At 66.7% G+C, this 24,716-nt stretch carries 25 protein-coding genes; 19 read left to right on the top strand and 6 right to left on the bottom strand.

Going from position 1 to position 24,716, the window contains the following annotated elements:
* The first annotated feature begins 92 nt into the window (after positions 1 to 92).
* Positions 93 to 944: a pirin family protein gene (locus CR919_RS03735; RefSeq protein WP_099818929.1), complete on the top strand. Its 852-nt coding sequence runs from the start codon at positions 93 to 95 to the stop codon at positions 942 to 944.
* Positions 945 to 1,028: 84 nt separating this feature from the next.
* On the opposite strand, the gene CR919_RS03740 is transcribed toward CR919_RS03735, so the two are convergent.
* The 4 genes from CR919_RS03740 to CR919_RS03755 all read right to left on the bottom strand — a co-directional run bounded on the left by CR919_RS03740 (position 1,029) and on the right by CR919_RS03755 (position 6,092).
* A complete protein-coding gene (locus CR919_RS03740; RefSeq protein WP_099818930.1) occupies positions 1,029 to 1,487 on the bottom strand; it encodes a hypothetical protein in 459 nt (152 codons plus the stop codon).
* Between the two features lie 196 nt (positions 1,488 to 1,683).
* A complete protein-coding gene (aqpZ, locus tag CR919_RS03745) occupies positions 1,684 to 2,403 on the bottom strand; it encodes an aquaporin Z (RefSeq protein ID WP_099818931.1) in 720 nt (239 codons plus the stop codon).
* A gap of 121 nt (positions 2,404 to 2,524) precedes the next feature.
* Positions 2,525 to 3,388, bottom strand: coding sequence for a pirin family protein (locus CR919_RS03750; RefSeq protein WP_099818932.1), 864 nt, complete (start codon positions 3,386 to 3,388; stop codon positions 2,525 to 2,527).
* A gap of 640 nt (positions 3,389 to 4,028) precedes the next feature.
* Entirely contained in the window at positions 4,029 to 6,092 is a 2,064-nt protein-coding gene (locus CR919_RS03755) for a 3-hydroxyacyl-CoA dehydrogenase NAD-binding domain-containing protein (RefSeq protein ID WP_099818933.1), read from the bottom strand.
* Between the two features lie 235 nt (positions 6,093 to 6,327).
* On the opposite strand from CR919_RS03755, the gene rpoE reads away from it, so the two are divergent.
* The 9 genes from rpoE (at position 6,328) to recO (ending at position 14,982) form a co-directional block, all read left to right on the top strand.
* A complete protein-coding gene (gene rpoE / locus CR919_RS03760; RefSeq protein ID WP_025877103.1) occupies positions 6,328 to 6,948 on the top strand; it encodes an RNA polymerase sigma factor RpoE in 621 nt (206 codons plus the stop codon).
* On the top strand, positions 6,945 to 7,820 hold the full coding sequence (locus CR919_RS03765) for a sigma-E factor negative regulatory protein (protein WP_099818934.1): 876 nt from the start codon (positions 6,945 to 6,947) through the stop codon (positions 7,818 to 7,820). Before rpoE ends, CR919_RS03765 begins: the two co-directional genes overlap by 4 nt.
* Before the next feature lie 76 nt (positions 7,821 to 7,896).
* On the top strand, positions 7,897 to 9,435 hold the full coding sequence (locus CR919_RS03770) for a DegQ family serine endoprotease (protein WP_099818935.1): 1,539 nt from the start codon (positions 7,897 to 7,899) through the stop codon (positions 9,433 to 9,435).
* 185 nt (positions 9,436 to 9,620) lie between these two features.
* Positions 9,621 to 11,414 (top strand): translation elongation factor 4, encoded by a 1,794-nt coding sequence (gene lepA / locus CR919_RS03775; protein WP_162291979.1) that lies wholly within the window; start codon positions 9,621 to 9,623, stop codon positions 11,412 to 11,414.
* 54 nt (positions 11,415 to 11,468) lie between these two features.
* Positions 11,469 to 12,263, top strand: coding sequence for a signal peptidase I (lepB, locus tag CR919_RS03780; protein WP_025877111.1), 795 nt, complete (start codon positions 11,469 to 11,471; stop codon positions 12,261 to 12,263).
* Positions 12,264 to 12,297: 34 nt separating this feature from the next.
* Positions 12,298 to 12,681 carry a DUF4845 domain-containing protein gene (locus CR919_RS03785; protein WP_025877113.1) on the top strand — a complete coding sequence of 128 codons (384 nt, stop codon included), beginning with the start codon at positions 12,298 to 12,300 and terminating at the stop codon, positions 12,679 to 12,681.
* The gene (rnc, locus tag CR919_RS03790) at positions 12,671 to 13,351 is read left to right on the top strand and encodes a ribonuclease III (protein ID WP_099818936.1); all 681 of its coding nucleotides are present in this window, start codon (positions 12,671 to 12,673) and stop codon (positions 13,349 to 13,351) included. The genes CR919_RS03785 and rnc overlap by 11 nt, the downstream gene beginning before the upstream one ends.
* The gene (gene era / locus CR919_RS03795; protein WP_025877117.1) at positions 13,348 to 14,244 is read left to right on the top strand and encodes a GTPase Era; all 897 of its coding nucleotides are present in this window, start codon (positions 13,348 to 13,350) and stop codon (positions 14,242 to 14,244) included. The genes rnc and era overlap by 4 nt, the downstream gene beginning before the upstream one ends.
* An 18-nt stretch (positions 14,245 to 14,262) precedes the next feature.
* Positions 14,263 to 14,982: a DNA repair protein RecO gene (gene recO, locus CR919_RS03800; protein WP_099818937.1), complete on the top strand. Its 720-nt coding sequence runs from the start codon at positions 14,263 to 14,265 to the stop codon at positions 14,980 to 14,982.
* A gap of 554 nt (positions 14,983 to 15,536) precedes the next feature.
* On the opposite strand, the gene CR919_RS03805 is transcribed toward recO, so the two are convergent.
* Positions 15,537 to 16,259: a response regulator gene (locus tag CR919_RS03805; RefSeq protein WP_099819109.1), complete on the bottom strand. Its 723-nt coding sequence runs from the start codon at positions 16,257 to 16,259 to the stop codon at positions 15,537 to 15,539.
* 128 nt (positions 16,260 to 16,387) lie between these two features.
* On the opposite strand from CR919_RS03805, the gene rlmD reads away from it, so the two are divergent.
* Entirely contained in the window at positions 16,388 to 17,722 is a 1,335-nt protein-coding gene (rlmD, locus tag CR919_RS03810; protein ID WP_099818938.1) for a 23S rRNA (uracil(1939)-C(5))-methyltransferase RlmD, read from the top strand.
* Positions 17,723 to 17,782: 60 nt separating this feature from the next.
* On the opposite strand, the gene CR919_RS03815 is transcribed toward rlmD, so the two are convergent.
* Positions 17,783 to 18,403: a hypothetical protein gene (locus CR919_RS03815; protein WP_133119587.1), complete on the bottom strand. Its 621-nt coding sequence runs from the start codon at positions 18,401 to 18,403 to the stop codon at positions 17,783 to 17,785.
* A gap of 93 nt (positions 18,404 to 18,496) precedes the next feature.
* Between CR919_RS03815 and CR919_RS03820 the strand changes: the two genes are divergently transcribed.
* From CR919_RS03820 to CR919_RS03855, 8 genes are all read left to right on the top strand, one after another.
* Complete coding sequence (locus CR919_RS03820; RefSeq protein WP_099818940.1) at positions 18,497 to 18,982, top strand: CYTH domain-containing protein; 486 nt, start codon at positions 18,497 to 18,499, stop codon at positions 18,980 to 18,982.
* Between the two features lie 81 nt (positions 18,983 to 19,063).
* Positions 19,064 to 19,771, top strand: a complete 708-nt coding sequence (locus CR919_RS03825) for a DsbA family oxidoreductase (protein WP_099818941.1) — start codon at positions 19,064 to 19,066, stop codon at positions 19,769 to 19,771.
* Positions 19,772 to 19,933: 162 nt separating this feature from the next.
* Positions 19,934 to 20,941 carry a beta-N-acetylhexosaminidase gene (gene nagZ, locus CR919_RS03830; protein ID WP_099818942.1) on the top strand — a complete coding sequence of 336 codons (1,008 nt, stop codon included), beginning with the start codon at positions 19,934 to 19,936 and terminating at the stop codon, positions 20,939 to 20,941.
* Positions 20,941 to 21,495 (top strand): hypoxanthine-guanine phosphoribosyltransferase, encoded by a 555-nt coding sequence (locus CR919_RS03835; RefSeq protein ID WP_025879180.1) that lies wholly within the window; start codon positions 20,941 to 20,943, stop codon positions 21,493 to 21,495. The genes nagZ and CR919_RS03835 overlap by 1 nt, the downstream gene beginning before the upstream one ends.
* An 81-nt stretch (positions 21,496 to 21,576) precedes the next feature.
* Complete coding sequence (locus tag CR919_RS03840; RefSeq protein ID WP_099818943.1) at positions 21,577 to 22,323, top strand: S-methyl-5'-thioinosine phosphorylase; 747 nt, start codon at positions 21,577 to 21,579, stop codon at positions 22,321 to 22,323.
* 88 nt (positions 22,324 to 22,411) lie between these two features.
* Positions 22,412 to 22,618 carry a cold-shock protein gene (locus CR919_RS03845; RefSeq protein WP_019183439.1) on the top strand — a complete coding sequence of 69 codons (207 nt, stop codon included), beginning with the start codon at positions 22,412 to 22,414 and terminating at the stop codon, positions 22,616 to 22,618.
* 378 nt (positions 22,619 to 22,996) lie between these two features.
* Entirely contained in the window at positions 22,997 to 24,265 is a 1,269-nt protein-coding gene (locus CR919_RS03850) for an NAD(P)/FAD-dependent oxidoreductase (protein ID WP_099819110.1), read from the top strand.
* 174 nt (positions 24,266 to 24,439) lie between these two features.
* Entirely contained in the window at positions 24,440 to 24,709 is a 270-nt protein-coding gene (locus CR919_RS03855; RefSeq protein ID WP_099819111.1) for a hypothetical protein, read from the top strand.
* Positions 24,710 to 24,716: the final 7 nt, after the last annotated feature.

Raw genomic sequence — 24,716 nt, forward strand, 5'->3', positions numbered from 1 at the left:
ACCAGGGATGGAACAATCGGTTGCGACGGCATCCATTGGCGTTGCGCGCTGCAGCGTCCATTTTTACCGGCATCCATCCAACAGGAGTCACCATGAGCCTTCCCGAGCCGGTCCGCGTCCTGCGCACCATCCGTGGCATGCCCACCTCCGACGGTGCCGGTGTTCGCCTGACCCGGGTCATCGGCGGCCCGTCGCTGCCCGACCTCGATCCGTTCCTGCTGCTCGATGAATTCGGCACCGATCGCGCCGAGGACTACATCGCCGGTTTCCCGGAGCATCCGCATCGTGGTTTCGAGACCGTTACCTACATGCTCGATGGCCGCATGCGGCATCGCGACAATCACGGCAACGAAGGCCTGCTGACCCCGGGCAGCGTGCAGTGGATGACCGCCGGCCGTGGCCTGGTGCATTCGGAGATGCCCGAGCAGGAAAGCGGGCAGATGCGCGGCTTCCAGTTGTGGGTGAACCTGCCGGCGCGCGACAAGATGACCGCGCCGAAGTACCAGGAATTCGCTCCGGAAAAGATTCCGGTGGTGCGGCCGGCCGAAGGCGTGCAGGTCAAGGTGATCGCCGGCACGGTCGATGGCACGGCGGGCCCGATCGCGCAGCCCGCCACCGATCCGCTGTACCTGGATATCGAACTGGCCGCCGACCGCGCCTGGACGTATGTGCTGCCGGAAGGCCACAACGCGTTCGTCTATGTGTTCGAAGGCGCGCTGACGGTGGGTGAGCAGGATGCTGCGCGCGACGTGGCACGGCAGGAACTGGCGGTGCTGGGCGGCGGCGAGCAGCTGCATCTGTCGGCAGGTGCTGACGGTGCGCGGTTGATCCTGGTGGCGGGTCGACCGCTGCGCGAGCCGGTGATGCGCCACGGCCCGTTCGTGATGAACACCCGCGAAGAACTGATGCAGGCTTTCGTTGATTTCCAGGAAGGCAGGTTCTGAGCGGTAGCGCCGGGCCATGCCCGGCGGATGCCGGGTGTGCCGGATCCTGCGGGGACGCTGCCAAGCAGTCATCCCCGCACCCTCTCAGCGGCCGTCGGCCACGGCAGACGGCGTCAGGTTCATGCCCTGCGCAAGCTGCTGCAGCGTGCCCAGTTCCTGCGAACTGTCAGGATACAGCGCGATCTGCGCGTAGCGGCCCTTGTCCAGCTTGACCACGCTGATGCGGCGCTCGGCATAGCCCGGCGGCTGCTGGCCGCCAAGATCCGGCTGGTACCAGTACATCGATTCACCGGCAAAGCTGCCCTTTTCCTGGCGCAGCGAGCGGGTCAGCGGAATGCCCGGATCGCGCTGGCTGAGCATCAGGCTCAGCACTTCACGACCATCACTGGTGGCCGCGCGGCAGACCAGGAAACCGGACTGTGCCTGCTGCTGCCATTGCAGGCCGCTGCTGGCGGGCAACGAAGGGCATTCGACCGGGGCCTGCGCGCAGGCAGACGCCGCAACGAACAGCAGGCTCGACAAAACAACAGGCGCGAACTTCATGCATCCCCCAAGGTGGCGTGTCGTTGGCACCGCCGGCGTCACCGGCGGCCGAGGCATCCCATCCCCGGATGCCGTCCTGCCCGGCACAAGCACGGGCGGATGACCAGACCTTAACGGAACGTGAGCGATCGCACAAATCGCGGTTACATCCGTAACCATTGCGGCCGGAGCGCGGCCGCAATGGCACGGTCACGGCTCAGCGGTCGTTGCCGATCCACTTGTAGATGATGCCGCCGATCGCACCGCCCAGCAGCGGGGCGACCCAGAACAGCCACAGCTGGCCGGTGGCGCCGCTGCCGGCGAAGAAGGCCACCGCCGTGGAGCGGGCCGGGTTCACCGAGGTATTGGTGACTGGAATGCTGATCAGGTGGATCAGGGTCAGGGCCAGACCGATGGCCAGCGGCGCGAAGCCCGCCGGCGCCTTGCCATGGGTCGCGCCCATGATCACGATCAGGAACACCGCCGTGAGCACCACTTCGCACAGGAACGCGGCTGCCACGCTGTAGCCACCGGGCGACAGCGCACCATAGCCGTTGCTGGCGAACGCACCGGCCTGGCTGCCATCAACGGCGAAGCCGCTGGCACCGGAGGCGATCTGCAGCAGGATGAAACCCGCCAGCAGGCCGCCGGCCACCTGGGCAATGATGTAGGGCAGCAGATCCTTGGTCGGGAAGCGGCCGCCGGCCCACAGGCCCACGCTGACCGCCGGATTGAAGTGCGCACCGGAGATATGGCCGAACGCGTAGGCGCCGGTCACCACGGTCAGGCCGAAGGCCAGCGCCACGCCGAGGAAACCGATACCCAGCGGATTGCTGTCGCCACCGAACTTGGCGGCGAGCACGGCACTGCCACAGCCACCCAGAACTAGCCAGAACGTGCCGAGGAACTCGGCGGACAAGCGTTTACCCATGCTCATGTGTTGCACTCCTTTGACGGTCGAAAGTGTGATTTATGTCACATTTCAGTGATCAGCGGGTGACTGTAGCGTCAACGCCGGGTGCAGGGATACACCCTCGGATGTGTGCAACACGCGATGCTCAATGCTCGGGCAGGGGAATGAATTCCTTGTCGTCGCCGGGAATGGTGCCGAAACGTCCGGCTTCCCAGTCGTGCTTGGCCTGCTCGATACGTTCCTTCGAACTGGACACGAAGTTCCACCACAGATGGCGCGGCCCATCCAGCGGCTCGCCGCCGAACAGCATCGCCTTTACCGGCGTCTTCGCGCGCAGGCGGCCACGCGCACCGGCTTCGGGAATCACCAGGTGCTGGGCGGGAATGTCCACGCCATCCAGTTGCGCTTCGCCTTCGAGGATGTACAGCGCACGCTCGCGGTGACCGTCATCGATGTCGATCTCTGCATCCGGGTCGAGATCGATCGCCACGTTGAGCGTATCGGCGAACACCTTGACCGGCGACTCCTCGCCATAGGCGCGTCCGGCGATCACCCGCAGCCAGGCGCCGTTGCGACGCTGCTCGGGCAGCGTGGCGGCCGCGTGGTGGTAGAACGCCGGTTCGATTTCCTCATGCGACTTCGGCAACGCCACCCAGGTCTGCATACCGTGGATCGGGTTGTCATGGTCGCGGTCCGGTTGTGGCGTGCGCTCGGAATGGGCGATGCCGCGGCCGGCGGTCATCCAGTTGACGTCGCCGGGGCGGATCACCTGGTCCGAGCCCAGCGTGTCGCGGTGGCCGATGGCGCCCGACCACAGGTAGGTGACGGTGGCCAGGCCGATATGCGGATGCGGGCGCACGTCGATGGCGGTACCGGGGTGCATGAGTGCCGGGCCCATCTGGTCGACGAACACGAACGAGCCGATGCTGCGGGCCTGCAGGGTGGGCACTGCACGGCGCACTTCCAGGCCGCCGATGTCGTGTACGCGCGGGGCGATGATGGTGGTCATGCGGGCGTTCTCGCTGGCAGGGATCAAGGCGGTCAGGATCGCACGCTGTCGTTACGGTGGCATTCCCCGTTCGGGTAACAGGTTGTTCCAGCCAACGGCGCAGCCCCTCGTGGCTGTTGGTTGGTTGGTCGCGCGTAAGGCAGAAGCAAATTCAAAAGCCGCGCTTGGCCGGGCGGGGTGGGTTCGCGGGGGACGCCGTGAATCCGTCCCTGGAGGCTTGGCCGCGGCATCCATGCCGCGGACACCCCCGCGAACCCACCCCGCCCGACCTCTGACAGTTTCCGTGTGCCGTCCAGCCACGGAGAAGAAAAAAGAAAATCAAAATCAAACGCTGGTCGCTTCGCTCGCATCCACGCATGGCGTGGATCAAGTGTGTCGACCAAGGTCGACATCTACCAGCAATCGCAGTTCACCAACCGTCACCGGGAAACTGTCAGGGGTGGGGCGGTGTGGGTTGGCAGGACCGTTGGCGCCATGGATGGCGCCATCGAGCCCCCAGGGATGGGTTTACGGCGTGTCCTGCCAACCCACATCGCCCCGCCCAACAAACAGAAAAGCCAGAGCCGCTTTGGCTCTGGCTTCTGCTGTAGCTGTAGCTGTAGCTGTTGCCTCTGCGGGTGCCGGGCCGCAGGCCCGGCCGTTACACCACCGGTTCGCGCAGGAGCGGGTTGTCCCAGCCCGGGCGCGGGGCGAAGCGGTCGCCGTGACGCTGCTGCAACGCCTTCAGTCGCTCCACGATGGCATCGGCACCGACCGCACGGATGTGCTGGATCGGACCGCCGCGGAACGGTGCGAAACCGGTACCGAAAATTACGCCCGCATCCAGCAGGTCCGCGTCGGCCACCACGCCCTCGTGCAGGCACGCCACTGCCTCGTTCAACAGCGGCAGGATCAGGCGATCTTCCAGATCGGCAGGCGCCTGGTAGTCGCGCGCCACGTCCGGCTTCTTGGCCCGGCCGTTTTCCCAGGTGTAGATGCCCTGGCCATCCTTCTTGCCGCGCTTGTCCGGTTCCACCGCCTGCAGCGCCGCCGGAATCTGCAGGCCCAGGAACGGTGCCAGTTCCTTGCCCACGCCAGCGGCCACGTCCAGGCCCACGGTGTCGATCAGTTCGATCGGGCCCATCGGCATGCCGAACTTCACCGCCGCCTTGTCGATCACCGGCCCCGGAATGCCTTCGGCATACGCGGTGGCGGCTTCCAGCATGTACGGGAACAGCACGCGGTTGACCAGGAAGCCGGGGGTGCCGGCCACCGGCACCGGGAACTTGCCCAGCGCCTTGCAGAAGGCCGCCAGGCGACGCTCGGTCTCAGCGGCCATGCCGTCGTGATGGATGATCTCCACCAGCGGCATCTGCGCCACCGGGTTGAAATAATGCAGGCCGGCGAACTGCGCCGGACGCTGGATGTGATCGCGCAGTTCCACCAGCGGAATCGACGAGGTGTTGGTGGTCAGCAGCGCGTCGAGCTTCATCTTCGGCTCCAGCGTCTGGTACAGCGCACGCTTGGCTTCCGGGTTCTCGATGATCGCTTCGATCACCAGATCGGCCTGGGCCACGCCGTTGCCTTCCAGGTCCGCACGCAGACGCGCGGCTACGGCCGGGCGCTTGCTCTCGTCACGCACCTTCTTGGCAAACAGTGCCTGCGCGCGTTCCATGGCGGGGTCGATGAAACGCTGCTCGCGGTCCTGCAGGGTCACGTCGAAGCCCTTGTAGGCGGCCCACGCTGCGATGTCACCGCCCATCACGCCGGCACCGACCACGTGCACGTGGCGGATGCCGGAATCTCCACCACCGAGGCCCTTCAGGCGTTCGGTGAGGAAGAAGATGCGGATCAGGTTGCGCGCGGTCGGCGTGCTGGCCAGCTTCACCACCGCGCGTCGTTCGGCATCCAGGCGTGCCTGCACCGGCTTGCCGCCGCTGCGCTGCCAGGTGCTGATCAACGCATACGGCGCCGGGTACTGGTCCTTCTTCGCCTTGCGCGCAACCTGCTTGACCATCTGCGGTGCCAGCAGCTGGCGTGCAAGCCAGGTATTGGTCGCCCACGCCGTCGCGCGCTGCTTGAACGGACGGGTGGTGCCGGACAACGCCAACGCCACCGCGGTGTCGAGCACGACGGCCGGTGCCACCACCTTGTCGACCAGGCCGATGCCGCGTGCGGCCGAGGCCGACAACGTGCGTCCGGTCAGCATCATGTCCATCGCCGCGGGTGCGCCGACCAGCTGCGGCAGGCGCGCGCTGCCACCCCAGCCCGGGAAGATGCCCAGCTGGGTTTCCGGCAGGCCGATGCGGGTGGAACTGTCATTGGACGCGACGCGATAGCGGCAGGCCAGGGCCAGCTCGGTGCCGCCGCCCAGGCAATGGCCATGGATGGCGGCCACGGTCGGGCAGGGCAGCTCGGCCAGCTTCTGGTAGGTCGACTGGCCACGACGGATGGCATCGTTGACCGTGCCGCGGCGATCGAACTCCTGGAATTCCTTCAGGTCGGCACCGGCGATGAAGCCTGCCTTCTTGATCGACTGGATCACCACGCCCTTGGGCGGGTCCATGGCGATGCGCTCAAGCAGATCGCCCAGCTCCAGCAGGACATCCTGCGACATTGCGTTGACACTGCTGTCCTGACGATCAAGGGAGAGGACCACCACGCCATCGTCGCGGATCTCGGGGTGCCAGTGGCTGAAGCGGAGACCATCGAAGCTTGAGAGCATGGACGTTCCATCCGGTTGTGTATGGAGAAGGGGGCTATGATCCAGAGGTTGTTTCCCCCGCGTCAAATCCCAATAGCAGGGGTGTGGCGCCCCGGATCGCAGGCCTTGGACCGGAACGTTAACGGAACGGTGGTTAAAAGCTGGTGCGGCGCCAGGTGATCGGCGACTGAACTTTTCCCGGGATTGGCAGTCTCATTGCCCGACGTCGGTTGGGCTGACAGGAGTGCGGCCCCTCATGGCCGATGTTGATACACCACAGGAGCTGGATCTGGAACTGGTCCGGCGCGTGCAGCACGGCGAGAGTGCCGCCTTCGATGTCCTGGTGCGCAAGTACCAGCATCGGGTCGTGGCCCTGGTCGGTCGCTACATCGCCGACTGGAGTGAATGTCAGGACGTGGCCCAGGACACTTTCATCCGTGCCTACCGTGCGATTGGAAGCTTCCGTGGCGACGCCCAGTTCTCAACCTGGTTGCATCGGATCGCCGTGAATACCGCCAAAAATCATCTGGCTTCGCACAATCGCCGCCCGCCGACCGATGACATCGACATCGGTGACGCCGAGCAGTTCGACAGTGGCACACGCCTGCGCGACACCGACACGCCGGAGCGCGAGTTGATGCGCCAGGAGCTGGAACAGACGGTGATGAAGGCCGTCAACGCGCTGCCGGAAGAACTCCGGTCAGCGATCACCCTGCGCGAGGTGGAAGGCCTGAGCTACGAGGAAATCGCGCAGAAGATGGGGTGCCCGATCGGCACCGTGCGTTCCCGGATCTTCCGGGCGCGCGAGGCGATCGACACCGAACTCCGGCCGCTGTTGGACATCGGCAGCGCCACCCGCGAGAAGAGCCGTATATGACCCGCATTCCGAACAACGAATCGCACAACCACCAGTCTCCCGCCGGGCAACGCCTGGACGAACGCCATCGCCAGCAGTTGTCGGCGCTGGTCGACGGCGAGCTGGGGGCAGACGAGGCGCGCTTCCTGGTGCGCCGCATGGAACACGATCCGGAACTGGCCGGCTGCCAGGAACGTTGGCAGCTGCTGGGTGACGTCATGCGTGGCCAGGCGTCACTGCTGGCACCGGCCGGTTTCAGTGCCGCCGTGGCTGCCGCCATCGCCGCCGAGCCTGCGCAGCAGGCCGAGCCGAAGCGTCAGGCCCGCCGCAGTGGTTGGCGTGCCTGGGGTGGCGGCGCACTGGCGGCTTCGGTTGCCGCCGTGGCGCTGTTCGTCGGCCGCGAAAAGCTGCAGGAGGCGCCGCCCGTCGATGTCTCCGCACCGCAGGTGATCGCCAGCCAGGCGCAGTTGCCGCCGGCATCCGGGCAGCCTGCGGCTGTCACCGAGGCGTCGGTGGACACCGCCGCGATGGCCGTGGCCAGCGTGCCGGCGGTGGCCATGGCCGCCGCCAGCCGTCGCCAGGACGTGCGCCGCGCCAGCGCCACCCGCAGCCAGCAGGCCGCACGCGTGGCCCAGCGCGATGACACCCCGTTGCGCGCGGTCGCCAGCCAGGCGCCGCTGACCCCGACCATGCCGGCCGGTAGCGCGCGCAACCTGCCATTTGGCGAGGTCGGCAGCCTGCAGGCACGGCCGTGGCCGCGCTCCAGCCTGGCGCCCGCCGCCGGTGGCGCTCTCAATGCCAGCTTCCCTGCCCATGCCGGTGGCGCCGCGTTCTATCCGTTCGAGCCGCGCCTGCAGGATGATCTGCCGGCGCCGCAGCGCCCGCGCGACTGAGCCGGGTAACGTCACACGCCCCGCCGCCAGCGGGGCGCTTCTTTCCCTTTCCATCCGACCCGGAGGTTGCCGTCCGATGACTCCCCGACTCCGCACACAGGCCATTGGCCTGTTCGCCCTGACCCTGCCGCTGGTGGCCTGCGCCCAACCGGCGGCGCCGACCGCCCCGCCGCAGGCCGCCGCCGCCGCTGCGGCGCCGCGCGCACCGGCGCAACCGCTGGTCAGCGGTCTGCCTGACTTCACCAATCTGGTGGAACAGGTTGGCCCCGGCGTGGTCAACGTCGACACCACCATTGTCCGCAGCAACCGACAGGCACGCGGCGGCATGGGCCCGGGCGATGACGAGATGCCCGAGTTCTTCCGCCGCTTCTTCGGCCCGGATTTCCCGATGCCCGGGCAGGGGCCCGGCGGCCAGGACGGCGGGCCCAGCATCAAGGGCCGCGGGATGGGCTCGGGCTTCATCATTTCGCCTGACGGCTACGTGCTGACCAACTACCACGTGGTCGCCGACGCAAGCGAAGTGAAGGTCAAGCTCGGCGATCGTCGCGAGTTCACCGCCAAGGTGGTCGGCAGCGACCAGCAGTACGACGTGGCCCTGTTGAAGATCGACGGCAAGAACCTGCCGACCGTGCGCGTGGGGGATTCCAACAGCCTGAAGCCCGGCCAGTGGGTTGTCGCGATCGGTTCACCGTTCGGCCTCGACCACTCGGTTACCGCTGGCGTGGTCAGTGCCCTCGGCCGCAACACCGGTGGGCCGGATCAGCGCTATGTGCCATTCATCCAGACCGACGTGGCGATCAACCAGGGCAATTCCGGCGGCCCGTTGCTGAATACCCGTGGTGAAGTGGTCGGCATCAACTCGCAGATCTTCTCGGCCTCGGGCGGCTACATGGGCATCAGCTTCGCGATCCCTATCGACCTGGCGATGAGCGCGGTCGAGCAGATCAAGAAGACCGGCAAGGTCACCCGTGGCCAGCTCGGCGCGGTGGTGCAGGAGATCGACGGCCTGAAGGCACAGGCCATGGGCCTGCCCGACAGCCGCGGCGCGCTGGTCAACCAGATCGTGCCGGACAGCGCTGCGGCCAAGGCCGGGGTCAAGATCGGTGACGTGATCCGCACGGTGAACGGCGCGCCGGTCAACAGCTGGTCCGATCTGCCGCCACTGATCGGTGCGATGGCGCCGGGCAGCCGGGTCACCCTGGGCGTGATCCGCGACGGCAAGCCGCGTGACCTGAGCGCGACCCTGACGGCCCTGGCCGAGGATGCGCAGGGCAACGCCCGCAGCCCGTCCGCAGGCAATGACACGGCAGCCCCGCAGACCGGCGCCAATGCCCTGCTGGGATTGGAGGTTGCCGACCTGACTGCGCCGCAGCGCAAGCAGCTGGGCCTGGAGACGGGCGAAGGCGTCCGCATCACCGCAGTGAAGGGCGAGGGTGCCCGGGATGCCGGCCTGTCCGGCGGCATGGTGATCCTGCAGGTGGCCAGCACCCCGGTCGGCAGCGTGGAAACCCTGAACCGTGCACTTGCCGGGTACAAGAAGGGTGACGTGGTCATGCTGCTGGTCCGTACCGGCAGCGGCAACAGCGCCTTCGTGGCGGTCAAGGCCGGCCCGTAAGAACGGATGGCCGCCTTCACGGCGGCCCATGTGGTATCCCCGAAGCCCCGCCCCGGCGGGGCTTCGGCCATTCCGGGGCTTGCCCGGACAGGTCAACCACGCGGTCACCCTCCGGGCATGCGATAATCGACCGTTACCCTGACGACGCCGCGCGCCGCCGCCACCTCTCTATGTCCTCTGATTCGATGCGGAACATCCGCAACTTCTCCATCATCGCCCACGTCGACCACGGCAAGTCCACGCTGGCCGACCGTATCATCCAGCTCTGTGGCGGCCTCCAGGCCCGCGAGATGGAAGCGCAGGTGCTCGACTCCAACCCGATCGAGCGCGAGCGTGGCATCACCATCAAGGCGCAGTCGGTGTCGCTGCCGTATGTGGCGAAGGACGGCCAGACCTACCATCTGAACTTCATCGATACCCCCGGCCACGTCGACTTCTCCTATGAAGTCAGCCGCTCGCTGGCCGCCTGCGAGGGCGCGCTGCTGGTGGTAGATGCGGCCCAGGGCGTGGAAGCGCAGTCGGTGGCCAACTGCTACACCGCAGTGGAGCAGGGGCTGGAAGTGGTGCCGGTGATCAACAAGATCGACCTGCCCACCGCCGATATCGAGCGCGCCAAGGCCGAGATCGAGGCCGTGATCGGCATCGATGCCAGCGACGCGGTCCCGGTCAGTGCCAAGACCGGCCTGAACGTGGTCGACGTGCTGGAAGCGATCGTGCATCGCATTCCGCCGCCGGTGCCGCGTGATACCGACAAGCTGCAGGCGCTGATCATCGACTCGTGGTTCGACAACTACCTGGGCGTGGTCTCGCTGGTGCGCGTGATGCAGGGCGAGATCAAGGCCGGCGACAAGCTGCAGGTGATGTCCACCGGCCGCAACCACCAGGTCGACAACGTCGGTGTGTTCACCCCCAAGCGCAAGGTGCTGCCGGCACTGCGCGCGGGCGAAGTGGGCTGGGTCACCGCCAGCATCAAGGACGTGCATGGCGCGCCCGTCGGTGACACCCTCACCCTCGCTGCCGACCCGGCGCCGAAGCCGCTGCCGGGCTTCCAGGAAATGCAGCCGCGCGTGTTCGCCGGCCTGTTCCCGGTCGATGCCGAGGATTACCCGGACCTGCGCGAAGCGCTGGACAAGCTGCGCCTGAACGATGCCGCGCTGCGCTTCGAGCCGGAAAGTTCCGAAGCGATGGGCTTTGGTTTCCGCTGCGGCTTCCTCGGCATGCTGCACATGGAAATCGTGCAGGAACGCCTGGAACGCGAATACAACCTGGACCTGATCAGCACCGCGCCGACGGTGGTGTATGAAGTCCTGAAGACCGACGGCACGATCATCAACATGGACAACCCGGCCAAGCTGCCGCCGGTGAACCATGTGCAGGAGATCCGCGAGCCGATCATCCGCGCCAACGTGCTCACCCCCGAGGAGTACATCGGCAACATCATCAAGCTGTGCGAAGAAAAGCGCGGCAGCCAGCTCGGCATCAACTACCTGGGCAGCCAGGTGCAGATCAGCTACGAGCTGCCGATGGCCGAAGTGGTGCTGGATTTCTTCGACAAGCTGAAGTCGGTCAGCCGTGGCTATGCTTCGCTGGACTACCACTTCGTGCGCTTCGATGCCGGTCCGTTCGTGCGCGTTGACGTGCTGATCAACGGTGACAAGGTCGATGCGCTGTCGCTGATCGTGCACCGCAGCCATGCCGATCGTCGCGGCCGCGAGCTGTGCGAGAAGATGAAGGACCTGATCCCGCGCCAGCAGTTCGACGTGGCCATCCAGGCGGCCGTCGGCTCGCAGATCATCTCGCGCACCACGGTCAAGGCCATGCGCAAGAACGTTCTGGCCAAGTGCTATGGTGGCGACGTTTCGCGCAAGAAGAAGCTTCTGGAAAAGCAGAAGGAAGGCAAGAAGCGCATGAAGCAGGTCGGCCGCGTGGAAATTCCGCAGGAAGCCTTCCTGGCCGTGCTGCAGATGGACAACAAATAAGCCCCGAAACCGGCCTTCGGGCCGATCGTCCGGTGACGTTGCAAAGGACCCTGAATGAAACTGTTTGAGATCCTCCTGGTCGTGCTGACCCTGGCCTCCGGCCTGATCCTGCTGGCCGACAAGCTGTACCTGGCCAAGCGGCGCGCCCAGCGCGCCGGCCTGCTCGACACCGAGCCGGTGCTGGTGGACTACTCGCGTGCGTTCTTCCCGGTGCTGGCGATCGTGCTGATCGTGCGCAGCTTCATCGCCGAGCCGTACAAGATCCCGTCCAGCTCGATGATGCCGAACCTGCTGATCGGCGATTTCATCCTGGTCAACAAGTTCTCCTATGGCCTGCGCCTGCCGATCACCAATACCCGCTTCGTGCCGGTCGGCGATCCGGCCCGCGGCGACGTGGTGGTGTTCCACTTCCCCGGCCATGGTGACAACGACCCGGCCAAGGGCGAGAACTTCATCAAGCGCGTGATCGGCGTGCCGGGCGACACCGTCGTGTTCGAAGGCGACGGCGTGATCCTCAACGGCGAGCCGCTGAAGTACGACAACAAGGGTATCTACGCCGGCCACAAGGGCCAGGGCGAGGGCGCCAACCTGCTGGTCGAGCACCTGCCGGGCCGTACCCACACCGTGCTGGAGACCGACTATCCGCGTGGCCAGGGCCAGTGGACCGTGCCGGCCGGCAAGTACCTGGTGATGGGCGACAATCGTGACAACAGCGACGACGGCCGTTTCTGGGGCCTGCTGCCGGAAGAGAACCTGCGCGGCAAGGCATTCCTGATCTGGCTGAACTGCCAGGGCTGGTTCTGCAAGGACGGCTTCGAACCGTCGCGGATCGGCTCGAGCATCAACTGACTTCACATCCACTCGCGTATCTGGGGAGAACGCAATGAAGACGATGAACACGCAGCGCGGCATGACCCTGACCTCGTTCCTGACGGTCCTGATCGTGGTTGGCTTCTTCCTCTACATCGGCATGAAGCTGTTCCCGATGTACCAGGAGTACTACGCGGTGCGCTCGGCGATGAAGAGCCTGGCCAAGGAACCCGGTATCGGCAGCATGGCGCCGGCCAACATCCAGGAGCTGTTCTTCAAGCGGCTGTACATCAATTACTCGGACAACGTGAAGCCGGCCAACGTCAAGTTCGACCGTCGCGACAATGGCTGGACCCTCAAGGTCAACTACGAAGTGCGCCGCCAACTGGTCGGCAACCTGGATGTGGTTGGCAAATTCGATTCTTCCCAGGACCTGACCCGTAGCGGTGCCGAATAAATCTTTCCAACGTGAAGACCTGATCGGTCACGCCTTCCGCGATCCAGGCCTGCTCAAGCAGGCGCTGACCCATCGCAGTGCCGGCGCGCCGCATAACGAGCGGCTGGAGTTCCTTGGCGACAGCATCGTCAACATGATGGTCGCCGAGGCGTTGTACCTGCGCTGGCCCAAGGCGGACGAAGGCGCGATGACCCGCGCCCGCGCCGAGCTGGTGCGCGAGGGTGCACTGGCGGTGATCGCGCGCACCCTGCAGCTGGGTGACCGGCTGACCATGGGGCCCGGCGAGATGAAGTCCGGCGGCCATCGGCGCGACTCGACCCTGGCCGATGCATTCGAGGCCGTGGTCGCGGCGATCTACCTGGATGCCGGCTTTGAAGCCTGCCGGGCGATGGTCCTGCCCTGGTTTGCCGCCTCGATGGAGGCGCTGCCGGCCACCGGGCGACCGGAGAAGGACCCCAAGACGCGCCTGCAGGAATGGCTGCAGGGCCGACAGAAGGCGTTGCCCCAGTACGAACTGGTGTCAGAATCCGGTGACGACCACGCCAAACACTTCCGGGTACGCTGCAACGTAGCCGACCCCGCCGCCAGCACCGAGGGCGAAGGCTCCTCGCGGCGGATTGCCGAACAACAAGCGGCTGCGGCCGTCCTTGAACAACTGGATTCCAAGTGAGCGAACAAACTCCCCATCATTGCGGCAGCGTGGCCGTCATCGGCCGCCCGAACGTGGGCAAATCGACCCTGACCAATGCCCTGGTCGGGGCCAAGGTCAGCATCGTGTCCAACCGGCCGCAGACCACCCGTCACCGCCTGCTGGGCATCGCCACCTACCCGGAAGGGCAGCTGGTGCTGGTCGACACGCCCGGCCTGCACAAGGTGCAGAAGCGTGCGATGAACCGGGTCATGAACCGCGCCGCGCGCGGTTCGCTGGAAGGCGTCGACGCCGGCCTGCTGGTGATCGAAGCCGGACGCTGGGACGAAGAGGACAGCCTGGCCTTCAACGTGCTGCGCGACGCCGGTATCCCGGTGGTGCTGGTGGTCAACAAGATCGACCGCATGAAGGACAAGGGTGCACTGCTGCCGTTCCTGCAGGAAGTGACCGCCGGCCGTGACTTCTCGTCGGTGCATCCGATTTCGGCGCAGAAGCGCAACGGCCTGGAAGCCCTGGTCCGCGACGTGCTGGCACTGTTGCCGGAAGCCCCGCCGATGTTCGGCGAAGACGAAATCACCGACCGCAGCCAGCGCTTCCTGGCCGGCGAACTGGTGCGTGAACAGCTGATGCGCCAGTTGGGCGAAGAGCTGCCGTACGCCACTACGGTGGAGATCGAGCGCTTCACCGAGGACGGCAACCTGCTGCGCATCGGTGCGGTGATCTGGGTCGAGCGCGAAGGCCAGAAGGCGATCGTGATCGGCAAGGGCGGCACCCGCCTGAAGGAGATCGGGGCCAAGTCCCGCCTGCAGATGGAGCGTCTGTTCGGTGCCAAGGTGTTCCTGGAAACCTGGGTGCGCGTGCGTGAGGGCTGGTCCGATGACGAGGCCGCGCTGAAGGCCTTCGGCTACGAATAAGCCGCGACGGTCGCTTCGATGCTGATCGAGGACGACACCGGCTTCGTGCTGCATGCGCGGGCCTATCGCGAGACCAGCCTGCTGGTCGAGGTATTGAGCGCCGAGCACGGCCGTATCGGCCTGCTTGCGCGTGGCGTTTCCACTGCCAAGGGCCAGGTGCTGCGAGCGGCCCTGCAGCCCCTGCAGTGGATCCGCTTCAGCGCGCTGCAGCGTGGCGAACTGGCCCAGCTGCGCGGTGCTGAAGCGCTGGATGTGGCGCCGCGCCTGCTTGGCCAGGCCATGCTGGCCGGGTTCTATCTGAGTGAACTGACCCTGCGGCTGGCGCCACGCCAGGATCCGTTGCCGGAGTTGTACCTGGCCTACGGCGAAGCGCGTGCGCGCTTGGCTGTGGGTGCCGGATTGGCCTGGACCCTGCGTCGTTTCGAGCGCGAGCTGCTGGCAGCGCTGGGTGTGGGCTTCGATCTGGAGACCGCCAGCGATGGCCAGCCGATCGACCCGGCGGCACGCTATGAACTGGACCCGCAGGAAGGACCGCAGCGCCTGCTCAGTGAGCGTGGCGGCGAGCGTCGGGCGGCGGCTACCGGCTCGGCGCTGTTGGCGCTGGCAGCCGACGACGAACCCGACGCAGCCGATCTGGCCAGCCTGCGCCTGCCGATGCGGCGGGTGCTGGCTCATCACCTTGGCGCGCGTGGCTTGAAGTCGTGGGAGATGCTGGAGCAGCTCGCGCCCAGGCGTTGAGGGGTGTTCGGCAGGTCTTGCAGCCCTGCACCTGCCGAATCAACGTCAACGTCAACGTCAACGGCAAGAGCTGGCTATCCGTGGGTAGGCGGGGTGGGTCCGGTGGCAGGGGACGCCGTAAATACGTCCCTGTAGGCTCGGTCGCCGCATCCATGCGGCTCACGCCCCTGCCACCGGACCCACCCCGCCTTCGACAATTGTCCGCGAGCTGTCGGAACGGCTTCCGGCTCTGGTAGGTGTCGACCTTGGTCGACACGTAGATCCACGCCATGCGTGGATGCTCTTCGTTCAATTGTCGAAATCTTCGATTTCGTTGGAGATTCATCCACGCATGGCGTGAATCTACCAGCCATCGGGAAACTGTCAGGGGTGGGGCGGCATGGGCTGGCAGGACCGTTGGCGCCATGGATGGCGCCATCGAGCCCCCAGGGACGGGTTTACGGCGTGTCCTGCCAGCCCATGCCGCCCCGCCATCCCGCAGGAAGCCGCTTTGGCTGTTGCCGTTGCTCCGGCCGTTGCCTCGGCGGGTGCCGGGCGCAGCCCGGCCGAACCCCTCAGTGCAGCAGGGCCGCTACGGCGGCGCGGAACCCCGCTTGTGCCTGCCCCGATTCGGGCATGTGATGCAGCTGCCGCACCGCCCGCGCCAGTCGCGCGGCACCCACGAACCCGCAGCTGGCCTGCAACCGGTGCAACTGGCTGCGCAGCTGGCGCTCGTCGTGCTGGTCCACGGCCTGTTCGACCGCGTCGCGCACGCCCGGCAGTTCGGCCAGGAACAACTCGCGCAGGGCGATCAGGTGGTTGCGCTGGCCATTGAGCGCGGCCAGGGCGGCGGTTTCGTCCCAGTCCTCCAGCGCCAGCTCGACCGCCGCCGGCGGCACCGTGGAACCGGCAGGGCTGTTGACCAGCGCACGGCGGACCGCCTTCAGCAGCTGGTCGCGGCCCAGCGGCTTGACCAGGGTGTCGCTGAAGCCGGCCTCGCGCAGGCGTGCGTGAATGGCGGCATCGCCGTCGGCGGTGTGCGCCAGCGCCGGGGTGTCCGGGTGCGAGCGGCGCAGCTGGTGCAACAGCTGGGCACCATTGCCATCGGGCAGGTTGACGTCGATCAGCCACAGATCGTGGGCACCGGGCTCGGCGCGCGCCAAGGCGCTGGCCAGTGAGTCGGCGGTGTCCACATCCGCTGGTAACGTTTCCAACGCCGCTTTGAAAAAACCGCGGCTGATGATGTCGTCCTCGACAAGCAGGAAGCGGGGTCGACTGGCCCGCGGGGTCATCTGCATCAGGGCTGCCTCCATGTCAGCTGGGGTCAATCATCAAGCACGGCGGCGGCGGGCGCAAGCGGCCAGCGGCCCCGCCGGTCAGGATCTGCGACAATACCGCCCCACTTTTGCCCGCAGCCTGTTGCCACGTGGCCCGATCCCGCTCCCGCATCGACCGTACTCCCTTCCAGACCGAGATCCTCGACCTCAGCCATGATGGCCGCGGTGTTGCCCGCCGTGAAGGCGAGGGCGGCAAGGTCACCTTCATCAGCGGCGCCCTTCCGGGCGAAGTGGTGATGGCCGAACAGACCGCCCGCAGCCGCCACTTCGATGAGGCGCGCACGGTGCAGGTGCTGCAGGCCTCGCCGCAGCGGGTGACCCCCAAGTGCCCGCATTTCGGAACCTGCGCCGGCTGCGTGCTGCAGCACCTGGATGAAGACCAGCAGATCGTCGCCAAGCAGCGCGTGCTGATGGACAACCTGGAGCGCATCGGCCATGTGAAGCCGGGCACCGTGCTGCCGCCGCTGGTCGGCGACAGCTGGGGCTATCGCCGCAAGGGCCGGTTCTCGGTGCGCCGGGTCGAGAAGAAGGACAAGACCCTGGTCGGCTTCCGTGAACAGGATCCGCGTTTCGTCGCGGACCTGCAGCAGTGCCTGACCGTGATCCCGGAGATCGGCACCAAGGTGGAGGTGCTGTCGACTTTCATCGAATCGCTGGACGGCAAACGCGACATTCCGCAGATCGAATTCATCGCCGGTGACCAGGCGGTGGTACTGACCGTGCGCCACCTGCAGCCGCTGAGTGACGCTGATCGCGCTGCCTGGGCGGCCTTTGGCCAGCAGCAGGGCTTTGTCATCTACCTGCAGTCGGGTGGCGTGGACACCGTGCAGCCGCTGGACGGGCAGGGCGTGGCGCTGTCGTTCCGGCTGGCGCCGTGGGATGTCGAACTGGCATTCCGTCCGCTGGATTTCATCCAGGTCAATGCCAAGCTCAACGAGAAGATGATCGCCCACGCGCTGGACCTGCTTGAGCCGGGTGCCGACGAGCGCGTGCTGGACCTGTTCTGTGGCCTGGGCAACTTCACCCTGCCGCTGGCACGCAAGGTGCGCGAAGTGGTGGGCGTGGAAGGTGATGCCGGGCTGGTGGCGCGTGCGCGTGAAAACGCCGAGCGCAACGGACTGGCCAACGCGCAGTTCTACAGCGCCGACCTGACCCAGGACCAGCGCAGCACGCCGTGGATGCGCCAGGGCTTCGACAAGCTGCTGCTGGATCCGCCGCGTTCCGGCGCCATCGAAGTGCTGCAGCAGCTGCCGTTGAAGCAGTTCAAGCGCATCGTCTATGTCAGCTGCCATCCGGGCTCGCTGGCCCGCGATGCCGGCTACCTGGTCAACGAACAGGGCTTCACCCTGGTCAGCGCCGGTGCGATGGACATGTTCCCGCATACCGCGCACGTGGAAAGCATCGCGGTGTTCGAAAAGCGTTGATGCCTGCGGCGCCGGGGTCTACCCGGCGCCTGCCTTGCTGCCTGCACGCAGGCAACGCGCTCAGTCGGCCGGGGCGTTCTGCCACTGGCCGTCCACGCGCACGAAGGCCATCGACTGCTCGCCGTGCTCGCTGCCGTCGCCCGCGCGCACCGTGCATTCGATGACGGCCCTGTCGCTGGCGACGTCGCAGTTCCTCACGTCCTGCACCTGCAGAGTGCCGGCCGCCTGCGCGTAGCGCGTGCGCAGGGCGGGGTCGGCCTGCTGCTGCGCCTGTGCGGCGATCCGTTCCCGCAGCAGGGCCTGCACCCGATCCTTCGGCGGCGCCGGAACTGGGACATCGCGCTGGTCAGGCAGGGTCCACACGCCGGCCACCAGGGCCAGCCGCAGCAGCTGCGGTCGCGAGTTGATGCCTGCGTTGGCGGTGGCGATGCAGTCGACGGCATCGCCGGCCTCGGCGGCTGCGCAGCTGTCCAGGGCCTGCAGGCGGGGCCGGAAGGTCTCGGCAACCAGGCGGCTGCTGTCGCTGGCGGGGCGATCGGCAATGGCCTGATCGAACATCCGGTCCATCGCGGCCTGTGCCTGCTGCAGCGATGGCATCGCCGTTGATGCGGCATTGGCGGCCACACACGGCAGCAGTGCCGACAGGGCAAGACAGCGACGAAGACGACGGGAAAGTGCCATGGGCGACCCTTCCTTGGTTGGGGGCTGCGCAGTGTAGTCGTGCCTGTCGCCGCGCTGATAGGCAGCATCTGGCGTGAGCCGCATACTGTGCCCATGGGCATCGAAATCGAACGCAAATTCCTCGTCACCCATGATGGGTGGCGCACCGCCGCGCACCGGGTCATCCCGATGGCGCAGGGCTACATCAACGATCTGGGCGCGCTCGACCGCGGCACCCAGAACGCCTCGGTGCGGGTCCGCATCGAAGGCGAGAAGGCCGCACTGAACCTGAAGTCGCGAACGCTGGGCCATACCCGGCAGGAGTTCGACTACCCGATCCCGGTGCAGGATGCGCGCGACCTGCTGGCGCTGTGCGTCGGCGGCCTGATCGACAAGCGCCGGCATCTGGTCGCGTACGCCGGCCTGACCTGGGAAGTGGACGAGTTCCTGGGTGACAACGCCGGCCTGGTGGTCGCCGAAGTCGAACTCGACAGCGCCGACCAGGCCATCGACCTGCCGGACTGGGTCGGCGCCGAGGTCACCGACGACGCGCGCTACTACAACGTGGCGCTGGCCAACAATCCCTATTCACAGTGGTGAAATCCTGAAGTGGGGCGAACGGAATAGCGACATTCCTTCCGTCCCCCTTTTTTCGGGGCGAGCAGGCCACATGTCGCAGGGATGAGAATCGACATCTACTCCGACGTGGTCTGCCCCTGGTGCTGGATCGGCAAGCATCGCTTCCAGCAGGGTGTGCAGTTGCTGGGCGCCGACGCGCCCGAACTCGAGATCCACTGGCAGCCGTTCCAGCTCGACCCGGATGCGGACGCCACCCCGGTGCCGCTGCGCGAGGCCTATGTGCGCAAGTTCGGCGGTGCCGAGCGCACCGAGCAGATTCTTGGCCAGACCCAGACCACCGCGCGGGCCGAGGGCCTGCCGATGGACTTCAGCCAGGGCCAGGTGCGGGTAACCACGCTGCCGGCGCATCGCCTGCTGTGGCTGGCGGGCCAGAACGGCGTGCAGGAGGCGGTCGGCGAGGCGCTGTTCCGCGCCCACTTCGAGCATGGACAGAATCTGGCCGACCCGGCAGTGCTGGTCGAGGCCGGCGCTGCGGGTGGCCTGGCTGCAGACGAGATCCAGCAGATGCTGGCCGGCGATCGTGGCCTGGCCGAAGTGGAAGCGGGCCTGGCGCAGGCCCATGCGCTGGGTATCTCCTCGGTGCCCACCTTCGTCATCGACGGTCGCTGGGCTGTATCCGGCGCCCAGCCGCCGGAAGCCTTCGCCAACGCGCTGCGCCAGATTGCCGCCGAGCAGGCGGCAGGGCAGGGCGCGCAGGGTGCCGCGGATGGCAGCGACGACGCCTGCGGCGCGGACGGCTGCAAGGTCTGACCGGACCGCAACAGGGGACGGGGGGGATCAAGTCGTATTCGGCACCAGTGGGCCGATTGCGCGTTAATCCCCTCCGTCCCCTTTTTTGACCACTGCGCCTGTTGGCCGGTTCTGCGACAATGCGGCACTGCGCCATGCGGGCGCCCGTTGTGGAGATCGACCATGCTGCTGATCGGCGTTGCCGGTACTGAACTGACCGCCCAGGAACGTGACTGGCTGCAGCACGATGCTGTGGCCGGGGTGGTGCTGTTCAAGCGCAACTTCGCTTCGCGGCAGCAGGTGACCGAACTGTCGGCGGCGATCCGCGCTGCCGCTCCGCGTCCGCAGTTGATCTGCGTGGACCAGGAGGGGGGGCGCGTGCAGCGCTTCCGTGAGGGCTTCAGCGAGCTGCCGCCGCTGCAGGACATTGGTGTCCAGTACGCCAGGGATCCCGACGCTGCGCTGGCACTTGCCGAGCAGCACGCCTGGCTGATGGCCAGCGAAGTGCGCGCCAGCGGTGTGGACCTGAGCTTCGCGCCGGTGGTCGACCTTGGCCGTGGCAATCGCGCCATCGGCAACCGTGCCTTCAGTGCAGACCCGCAGGTCGTGGCCGCGTTCACCGCCGCCTATGTGCGTGGCATGCACGCGGTCGGCATGGCCGCCACCCTCAAGCATTTCCCCGGCCATGGCACCGTGCTGGAAGACACCCATGTGGATACCGCGATCGATCCGCGTGCGCTGGACGAACTGCGCGCACAGGATCTGGTCCCGTTCGCGGCCGGTATCGCCGCCGGCGCCGATGCGGTGATGATGGCGCACGTGATCTATCCGCAGGTTGCGCCGGAACCGGCTGGCTACTCGCCGCGCTGGATCCAGCAGATCCTGCGTGACGAACTCGGCTTCCGCGGCGTGGTGTTCTCCGATGACATCGGCATGGCCGCCTCGCACAGCGCCGGTGGCGTGCCGGCGCGCGTGCACGCGCACCTGGATGCCGGCTGCGACGTGGTGCTGGTCTGCCACCCGGAACTGGTCGATGAAGCCCTGCACGCGGTGCAGGGACGCTCCCTCAATACCGCTGCGCTGCTGGGCCTGCTCGGCCGCGGCGCACTTGGCTGGGATGGCCTGCTGGCCGATGCCCGCCATGGCGACACCCAATCCCGTCTGCTTCAAACCCTTGGAAGAACCGTCTGATGCCGAACCTCACCATTTCCCAGGCCCTGGCCCAAGCCGACCTGCTGGTCGACCGTCCCACCATCGACAAGGCCATTGCCGGCATCGCCGACGCCATCGCGCGCGATTACCAGGGCGAGGTGCCGCTGTTCCTGTCGATCATGCATGGTGCGCTGCCGTTCGCAGGCCAGCTGGCACTGGAACTGGGCGCGCGTGGCCAGGACGTGCAGTTCGATTACCTGCACGCCACCCGTTACCGCGGCGAGACCACCGGCGGTGACCTGGTGTGGAAGCACAAGCCGGCCACCGCGCTGTTCGGCCGTCGCGTGCTGCTGGTCGATGACATCCTCGACGAGGGTTACACCCTGCAGGGCGTGCGCACCTGGTGCCTGGAGCAGGGCGCGACCGACGTGCGCATTGCCGCGATGACCGTGAAGAAGCACGACCGCGCGCTGCCGGACGTCACCGCCGACTACGCCGGCATCGAACTGCCGGATCGCTACGTGTTCGGTTTCGGCATGGACGTCAACGAAACCCTGCGCTGCGTGCCGGCCATCTACGCGATGAAGGAATAACAACGCGGCCGCCTGCGGCCTGCGTTTCCTGCCGCCGGCATCCTCGGGTGCCGGCGTTCTTTTTTCTCTGGAGTGCTTTTCATGCAACAGATCGCCCTGGCCGTGATTGGCGGCACCGGTGTCTACAACCTGGCCAAGCTTGACGACGTGCAGACCCACGAAGTCTCGACCCGTTTCGGACAGCCGTCCGGCCCGGTGCGGGTCGGGACATTGCTCGGTCATCGCGTGGCTTTCCTGGCGCGCCACGGTGAAGGTCATTCGCTGCCGCCGCACAAGATCAACTACCGCGCCAACCTGGCCGCGCTGCAGCAGATCGGCGCGCAACGGGTATTGGCACTGAATACCGTGGGTGGCATCGGTGACGACTTCGGACCGCGTGTGCTGGCCTGTCCGGATCAGGTAATCGATTACACCTGGGGCCGGATCAGCACGATCTGCGAGGAAGAGGGCACCGACGTGGTGCACGTCGACTTTGGCCATCCGTACACGCCGATGCTGCGCAGCAAGATCCTGGCGGCAGCGAAGGTAACCGGTGTGAAGGTCCACGACGGCGGTTGCTATGGCGCAACGCAGGGCCCGCGACTGGAAACCATCGCTGAAATCGCGCGCATGCGCCGCGATGGCTGCGACCTGGTGGGCATGACCGGCATGCCCGAAGCGGCGCTGGCACGCGAGCTGGGGCTGGATTATGCCTGCCTGGCGATCGTTGCCAATTGGGCCGCCGGGTGCGGTGACGGCGAGGAAATCACCATGGCCGAAGTACTGGCCAATGTGCAGGCCGCCAGCAACGGACTTCCGGAACTGGTCGGCGAATTGGCGCGGGGGTGATTGTCTTCGCGTAACAAGCTTTGCATACTCAGCTTGTGCGCGGGTTCAGCGTACACCACCCATTCATTGCATAAGGTCACGCATCACCATGCCGAACGGTACCGTCAAGTGGTTCAACGACGCCAAGGGATTTGGCTTCATCTCGCCGGAGGACGGCAGCGCCGACGTCTTCGCGCACTTCTCCGCGATCAACTCCAAGGGCTTCCGCAGTCTGCAGGAAGGCCAGAAGGTCACCTACGACGTGACCCAGGGCCCGAAGGGCGCCCAGGCCTCGAACATCGTTCCGGCCGAGTGATCCACTCGATAGTGCGTTGAAAACCCCGCTTCGGCGGGGTTTTTTTTCGGGCCGTGAAGATGCCCTTGCTGCGGGAGCGCCTGTCCTTGCGTGCGAATGTCCCCCGGCGCTGGCCTGCGGCCATCGCCTCCTCCTTTACTTCGCACGCAAGGACAGGCGCTCCCGTTGCGGAATCGCGCGCGCGCCAACAGAGGCCATGAAAGCTGAGCGCCGCCACCACTGCCGGCTCTCCTGCGAAGTAAAGGAGGAGGCAGCCGCGCAGAGGCTGCCGGGGGACATTCGCAGGAGAGCCGGCAGTGGTGGCGGAGCCCGATGCAAATCTGCTCGGAAGAGGAGGCGGTCGATGTACCACCCCTGCGCCGATGGCACAATGCGGGCATGACGGAACGACTGCGCATCGCCGTAATTGGATACGGCACCGCTGGCCAGGCCTTGGCCATCCTGCTCACCCGTGATGGCCACGAGGTGGAGATCTTCGAACGCGTGCCGACGCCAGGGCCGGTGGGCGCAGGGTTCCTGCTGCAACCCAGCGGACTGCAGGTGCTGTGGCAGATGGGCCTGCTCGATGCCGTGCGCAGCTACGCCATGCCGGTGCGCCGGCTGTATGGCGACACGCCGTGCGAGCGCGCGGTGATGGACATGGGCTATGACGGCCTGGATGCGCGCCTGCACGGTCTGGGCATGCAGCGCGGGGCGTTGTTCTCGGTGCTGGACAAAGCGCGTGAAGGCGCCGGCGAACTGCATGTGGGTACGACCATCGTCGAGGTCGACCACCAGCAGGGGCGGCTGCGCGACAGCGACGGCCGCACGCATGGACCGTTCGATCTGGTGGTTGCCGCCGATGGCGCTGCATCCACGCTGCGCAACGGCATCGACGGTGGCGCCGCACTGGATCGGGTGTACCCGTGGGGCGCGCTGTGGTGCCTGTTGCCGGCCGAAGACTGGCCGCACATGCAGCAGTTGCGGCAGCGCTACGTCGCCGCGCGCAAGATGATCGGCCTGCTGCCGGTGGGTACCCGTCCGGGTGACGATACGCCTCGCCTGAGTTTCTTCTGGAGCCTGCCGCGTGCGGATTTCGAGCGTTGGCAGGGCGACGGCATGGCGCCCTGGCTGGAAGAACTGCATGCGCTGTGGCCACAGGCAGGCGCGCGCTTCGCCCATCTGCAGGACGCCGGGCAACTGGCGCGCGCGGTGTACCGCGATGCCGTGATGAAGCGTTGGCATCAGGGCCGGCTGGTACTGGTCGGTGATGCAGCACATGCGATGAGCCCGCAGCTGGGGCAGGGCGTGAACATGGCGCTGCTGGATGCGCTGGCACTGCGCGATGCGTTGCGTACCCACGGTGCAGGCGAACCTGCATTGCAGGCTTACCAAGCGCAACGGCGTGCGCACGTGGCGGTCTATCAGCGCTGGAGCCGCTGGCTGACGCCGCTGTTCCAGTCCGATCGCGATGCGTGGGCGAAGGCGCGCGACGTGCTGCTGGGGCCGATGGGACGACTGCCTGGCGGGCGCGGGCACATGCTGCGCGTGCTCAGCGGTACCCAGCACGGGTGGCTGGGCGCGTTGCCGCTCGATCCGGCATTCATCGAAGCGCTCGCCGCTGCGCCCATGCCGGTACAGGGCGTGGCGATGCCCGCCACTGCGTGAAGCCATTCATCGGCTTAACGATTACCTCACCCCGTATATGCGACAAGAGATGAGCACGCGACAGCCGCGTCGCCCGCTTTCCTTTTCGTGATCGATCATCGCGTGGCCCGGGTGGCGCCGCCGTCGCTGCCTGCTGCGGCCCGGATGCGCCGCACGATGCACGAGGAGGACGCCATGTTGTTCGCGGTCGAGAAGCTGGAATCGGAAATCTGCAAGCTGCGCGGTCTGCTGCGGATGCTGCACGAGGACCAGCCCGACGTACTGGAAGATGTGTTCGAGTTCCATGTCGGCAGTTTGATCAGCCACGCATCACCGGAAAACCACGACCATATCCGCGCCTGCGCCCACGAGATGCTGGTGGCGATACAGGCATTGCCGCGCCACGCCGACGAGGAAGCGCCGGATTTCAGCCTTATGCCCGGGATCGTCGCGCGCCCGTCGTAAGGCAGGG

Source organism: Stenotrophomonas sp. LMG 10879 (genome assembly GCF_002750935.1).
GTDB lineage: Bacteria > Pseudomonadota > Gammaproteobacteria > Xanthomonadales > Xanthomonadaceae > Stenotrophomonas > Stenotrophomonas lactitubi_B.

Bases quoted from the DNA above. Each gene is read 5' to 3' on its own strand.
- CR919_RS03735 (WP_099818929.1), top strand. From the start codon at position 93: ATGAGCCTTCCCGAGCCGGTCCGCGTCCTGCGCACCATCCGTGGCATG.
- CR919_RS03740 (WP_099818930.1), bottom strand. From the start codon at position 1,487: ATGAAGTTCGCGCCTGTTGTTTTGTCGAGCCTGCTGTTCGTTGCGGCG.
- aqpZ (WP_099818931.1), bottom strand. From the start codon at position 2,403: ATGAGCATGGGTAAACGCTTGTCCGCCGAGTTCCTCGGCACGTTCTGG.
- CR919_RS03750 (WP_099818932.1), bottom strand. From the start codon at position 3,388: ATGACCACCATCATCGCCCCGCGCGTACACGACATCGGCGGCCTGGAA.
- CR919_RS03755 (WP_099818933.1), bottom strand. From the start codon at position 6,092: ATGCTCTCAAGCTTCGATGGTCTCCGCTTCAGCCACTGGCACCCCGAG.
- rpoE (WP_025877103.1), top strand. From the start codon at position 6,328: ATGGCCGATGTTGATACACCACAGGAGCTGGATCTGGAACTGGTCCGG.
- CR919_RS03765 (WP_099818934.1), top strand. From the start codon at position 6,945: ATGACCCGCATTCCGAACAACGAATCGCACAACCACCAGTCTCCCGCC.
- CR919_RS03770 (WP_099818935.1), top strand. From the start codon at position 7,897: ATGACTCCCCGACTCCGCACACAGGCCATTGGCCTGTTCGCCCTGACC.
- lepA (WP_162291979.1), top strand. From the start codon at position 9,621: ATGCGGAACATCCGCAACTTCTCCATCATCGCCCACGTCGACCACGGC.
- lepB (WP_025877111.1), top strand. From the start codon at position 11,469: ATGAAACTGTTTGAGATCCTCCTGGTCGTGCTGACCCTGGCCTCCGGC.
- CR919_RS03785 (WP_025877113.1), top strand. From the start codon at position 12,298: ATGAAGACGATGAACACGCAGCGCGGCATGACCCTGACCTCGTTCCTG.
- recO (WP_099818937.1), top strand. From the start codon at position 14,263: ATGCTGATCGAGGACGACACCGGCTTCGTGCTGCATGCGCGGGCCTAT.
- CR919_RS03805 (WP_099819109.1), bottom strand. From the start codon at position 16,259: ATGCAGATGACCCCGCGGGCCAGTCGACCCCGCTTCCTGCTTGTCGAG.
- CR919_RS03815 (WP_133119587.1), bottom strand. From the start codon at position 18,403: ATGGCACTTTCCCGTCGTCTTCGTCGCTGTCTTGCCCTGTCGGCACTG.
- CR919_RS03820 (WP_099818940.1), top strand. From the start codon at position 18,497: ATGGGCATCGAAATCGAACGCAAATTCCTCGTCACCCATGATGGGTGG.
- CR919_RS03825 (WP_099818941.1), top strand. From the start codon at position 19,064: ATGAGAATCGACATCTACTCCGACGTGGTCTGCCCCTGGTGCTGGATC.
- nagZ (WP_099818942.1), top strand. From the start codon at position 19,934: ATGCTGCTGATCGGCGTTGCCGGTACTGAACTGACCGCCCAGGAACGT.
- CR919_RS03835 (WP_025879180.1), top strand. From the start codon at position 20,941: ATGCCGAACCTCACCATTTCCCAGGCCCTGGCCCAAGCCGACCTGCTG.
- CR919_RS03840 (WP_099818943.1), top strand. From the start codon at position 21,577: ATGCAACAGATCGCCCTGGCCGTGATTGGCGGCACCGGTGTCTACAAC.
- CR919_RS03845 (WP_019183439.1), top strand. From the start codon at position 22,412: ATGCCGAACGGTACCGTCAAGTGGTTCAACGACGCCAAGGGATTTGGC.
- CR919_RS03850 (WP_099819110.1), top strand. From the start codon at position 22,997: ATGACGGAACGACTGCGCATCGCCGTAATTGGATACGGCACCGCTGGC.
- CR919_RS03855 (WP_099819111.1), top strand. From the start codon at position 24,440: ATGTTGTTCGCGGTCGAGAAGCTGGAATCGGAAATCTGCAAGCTGCGC.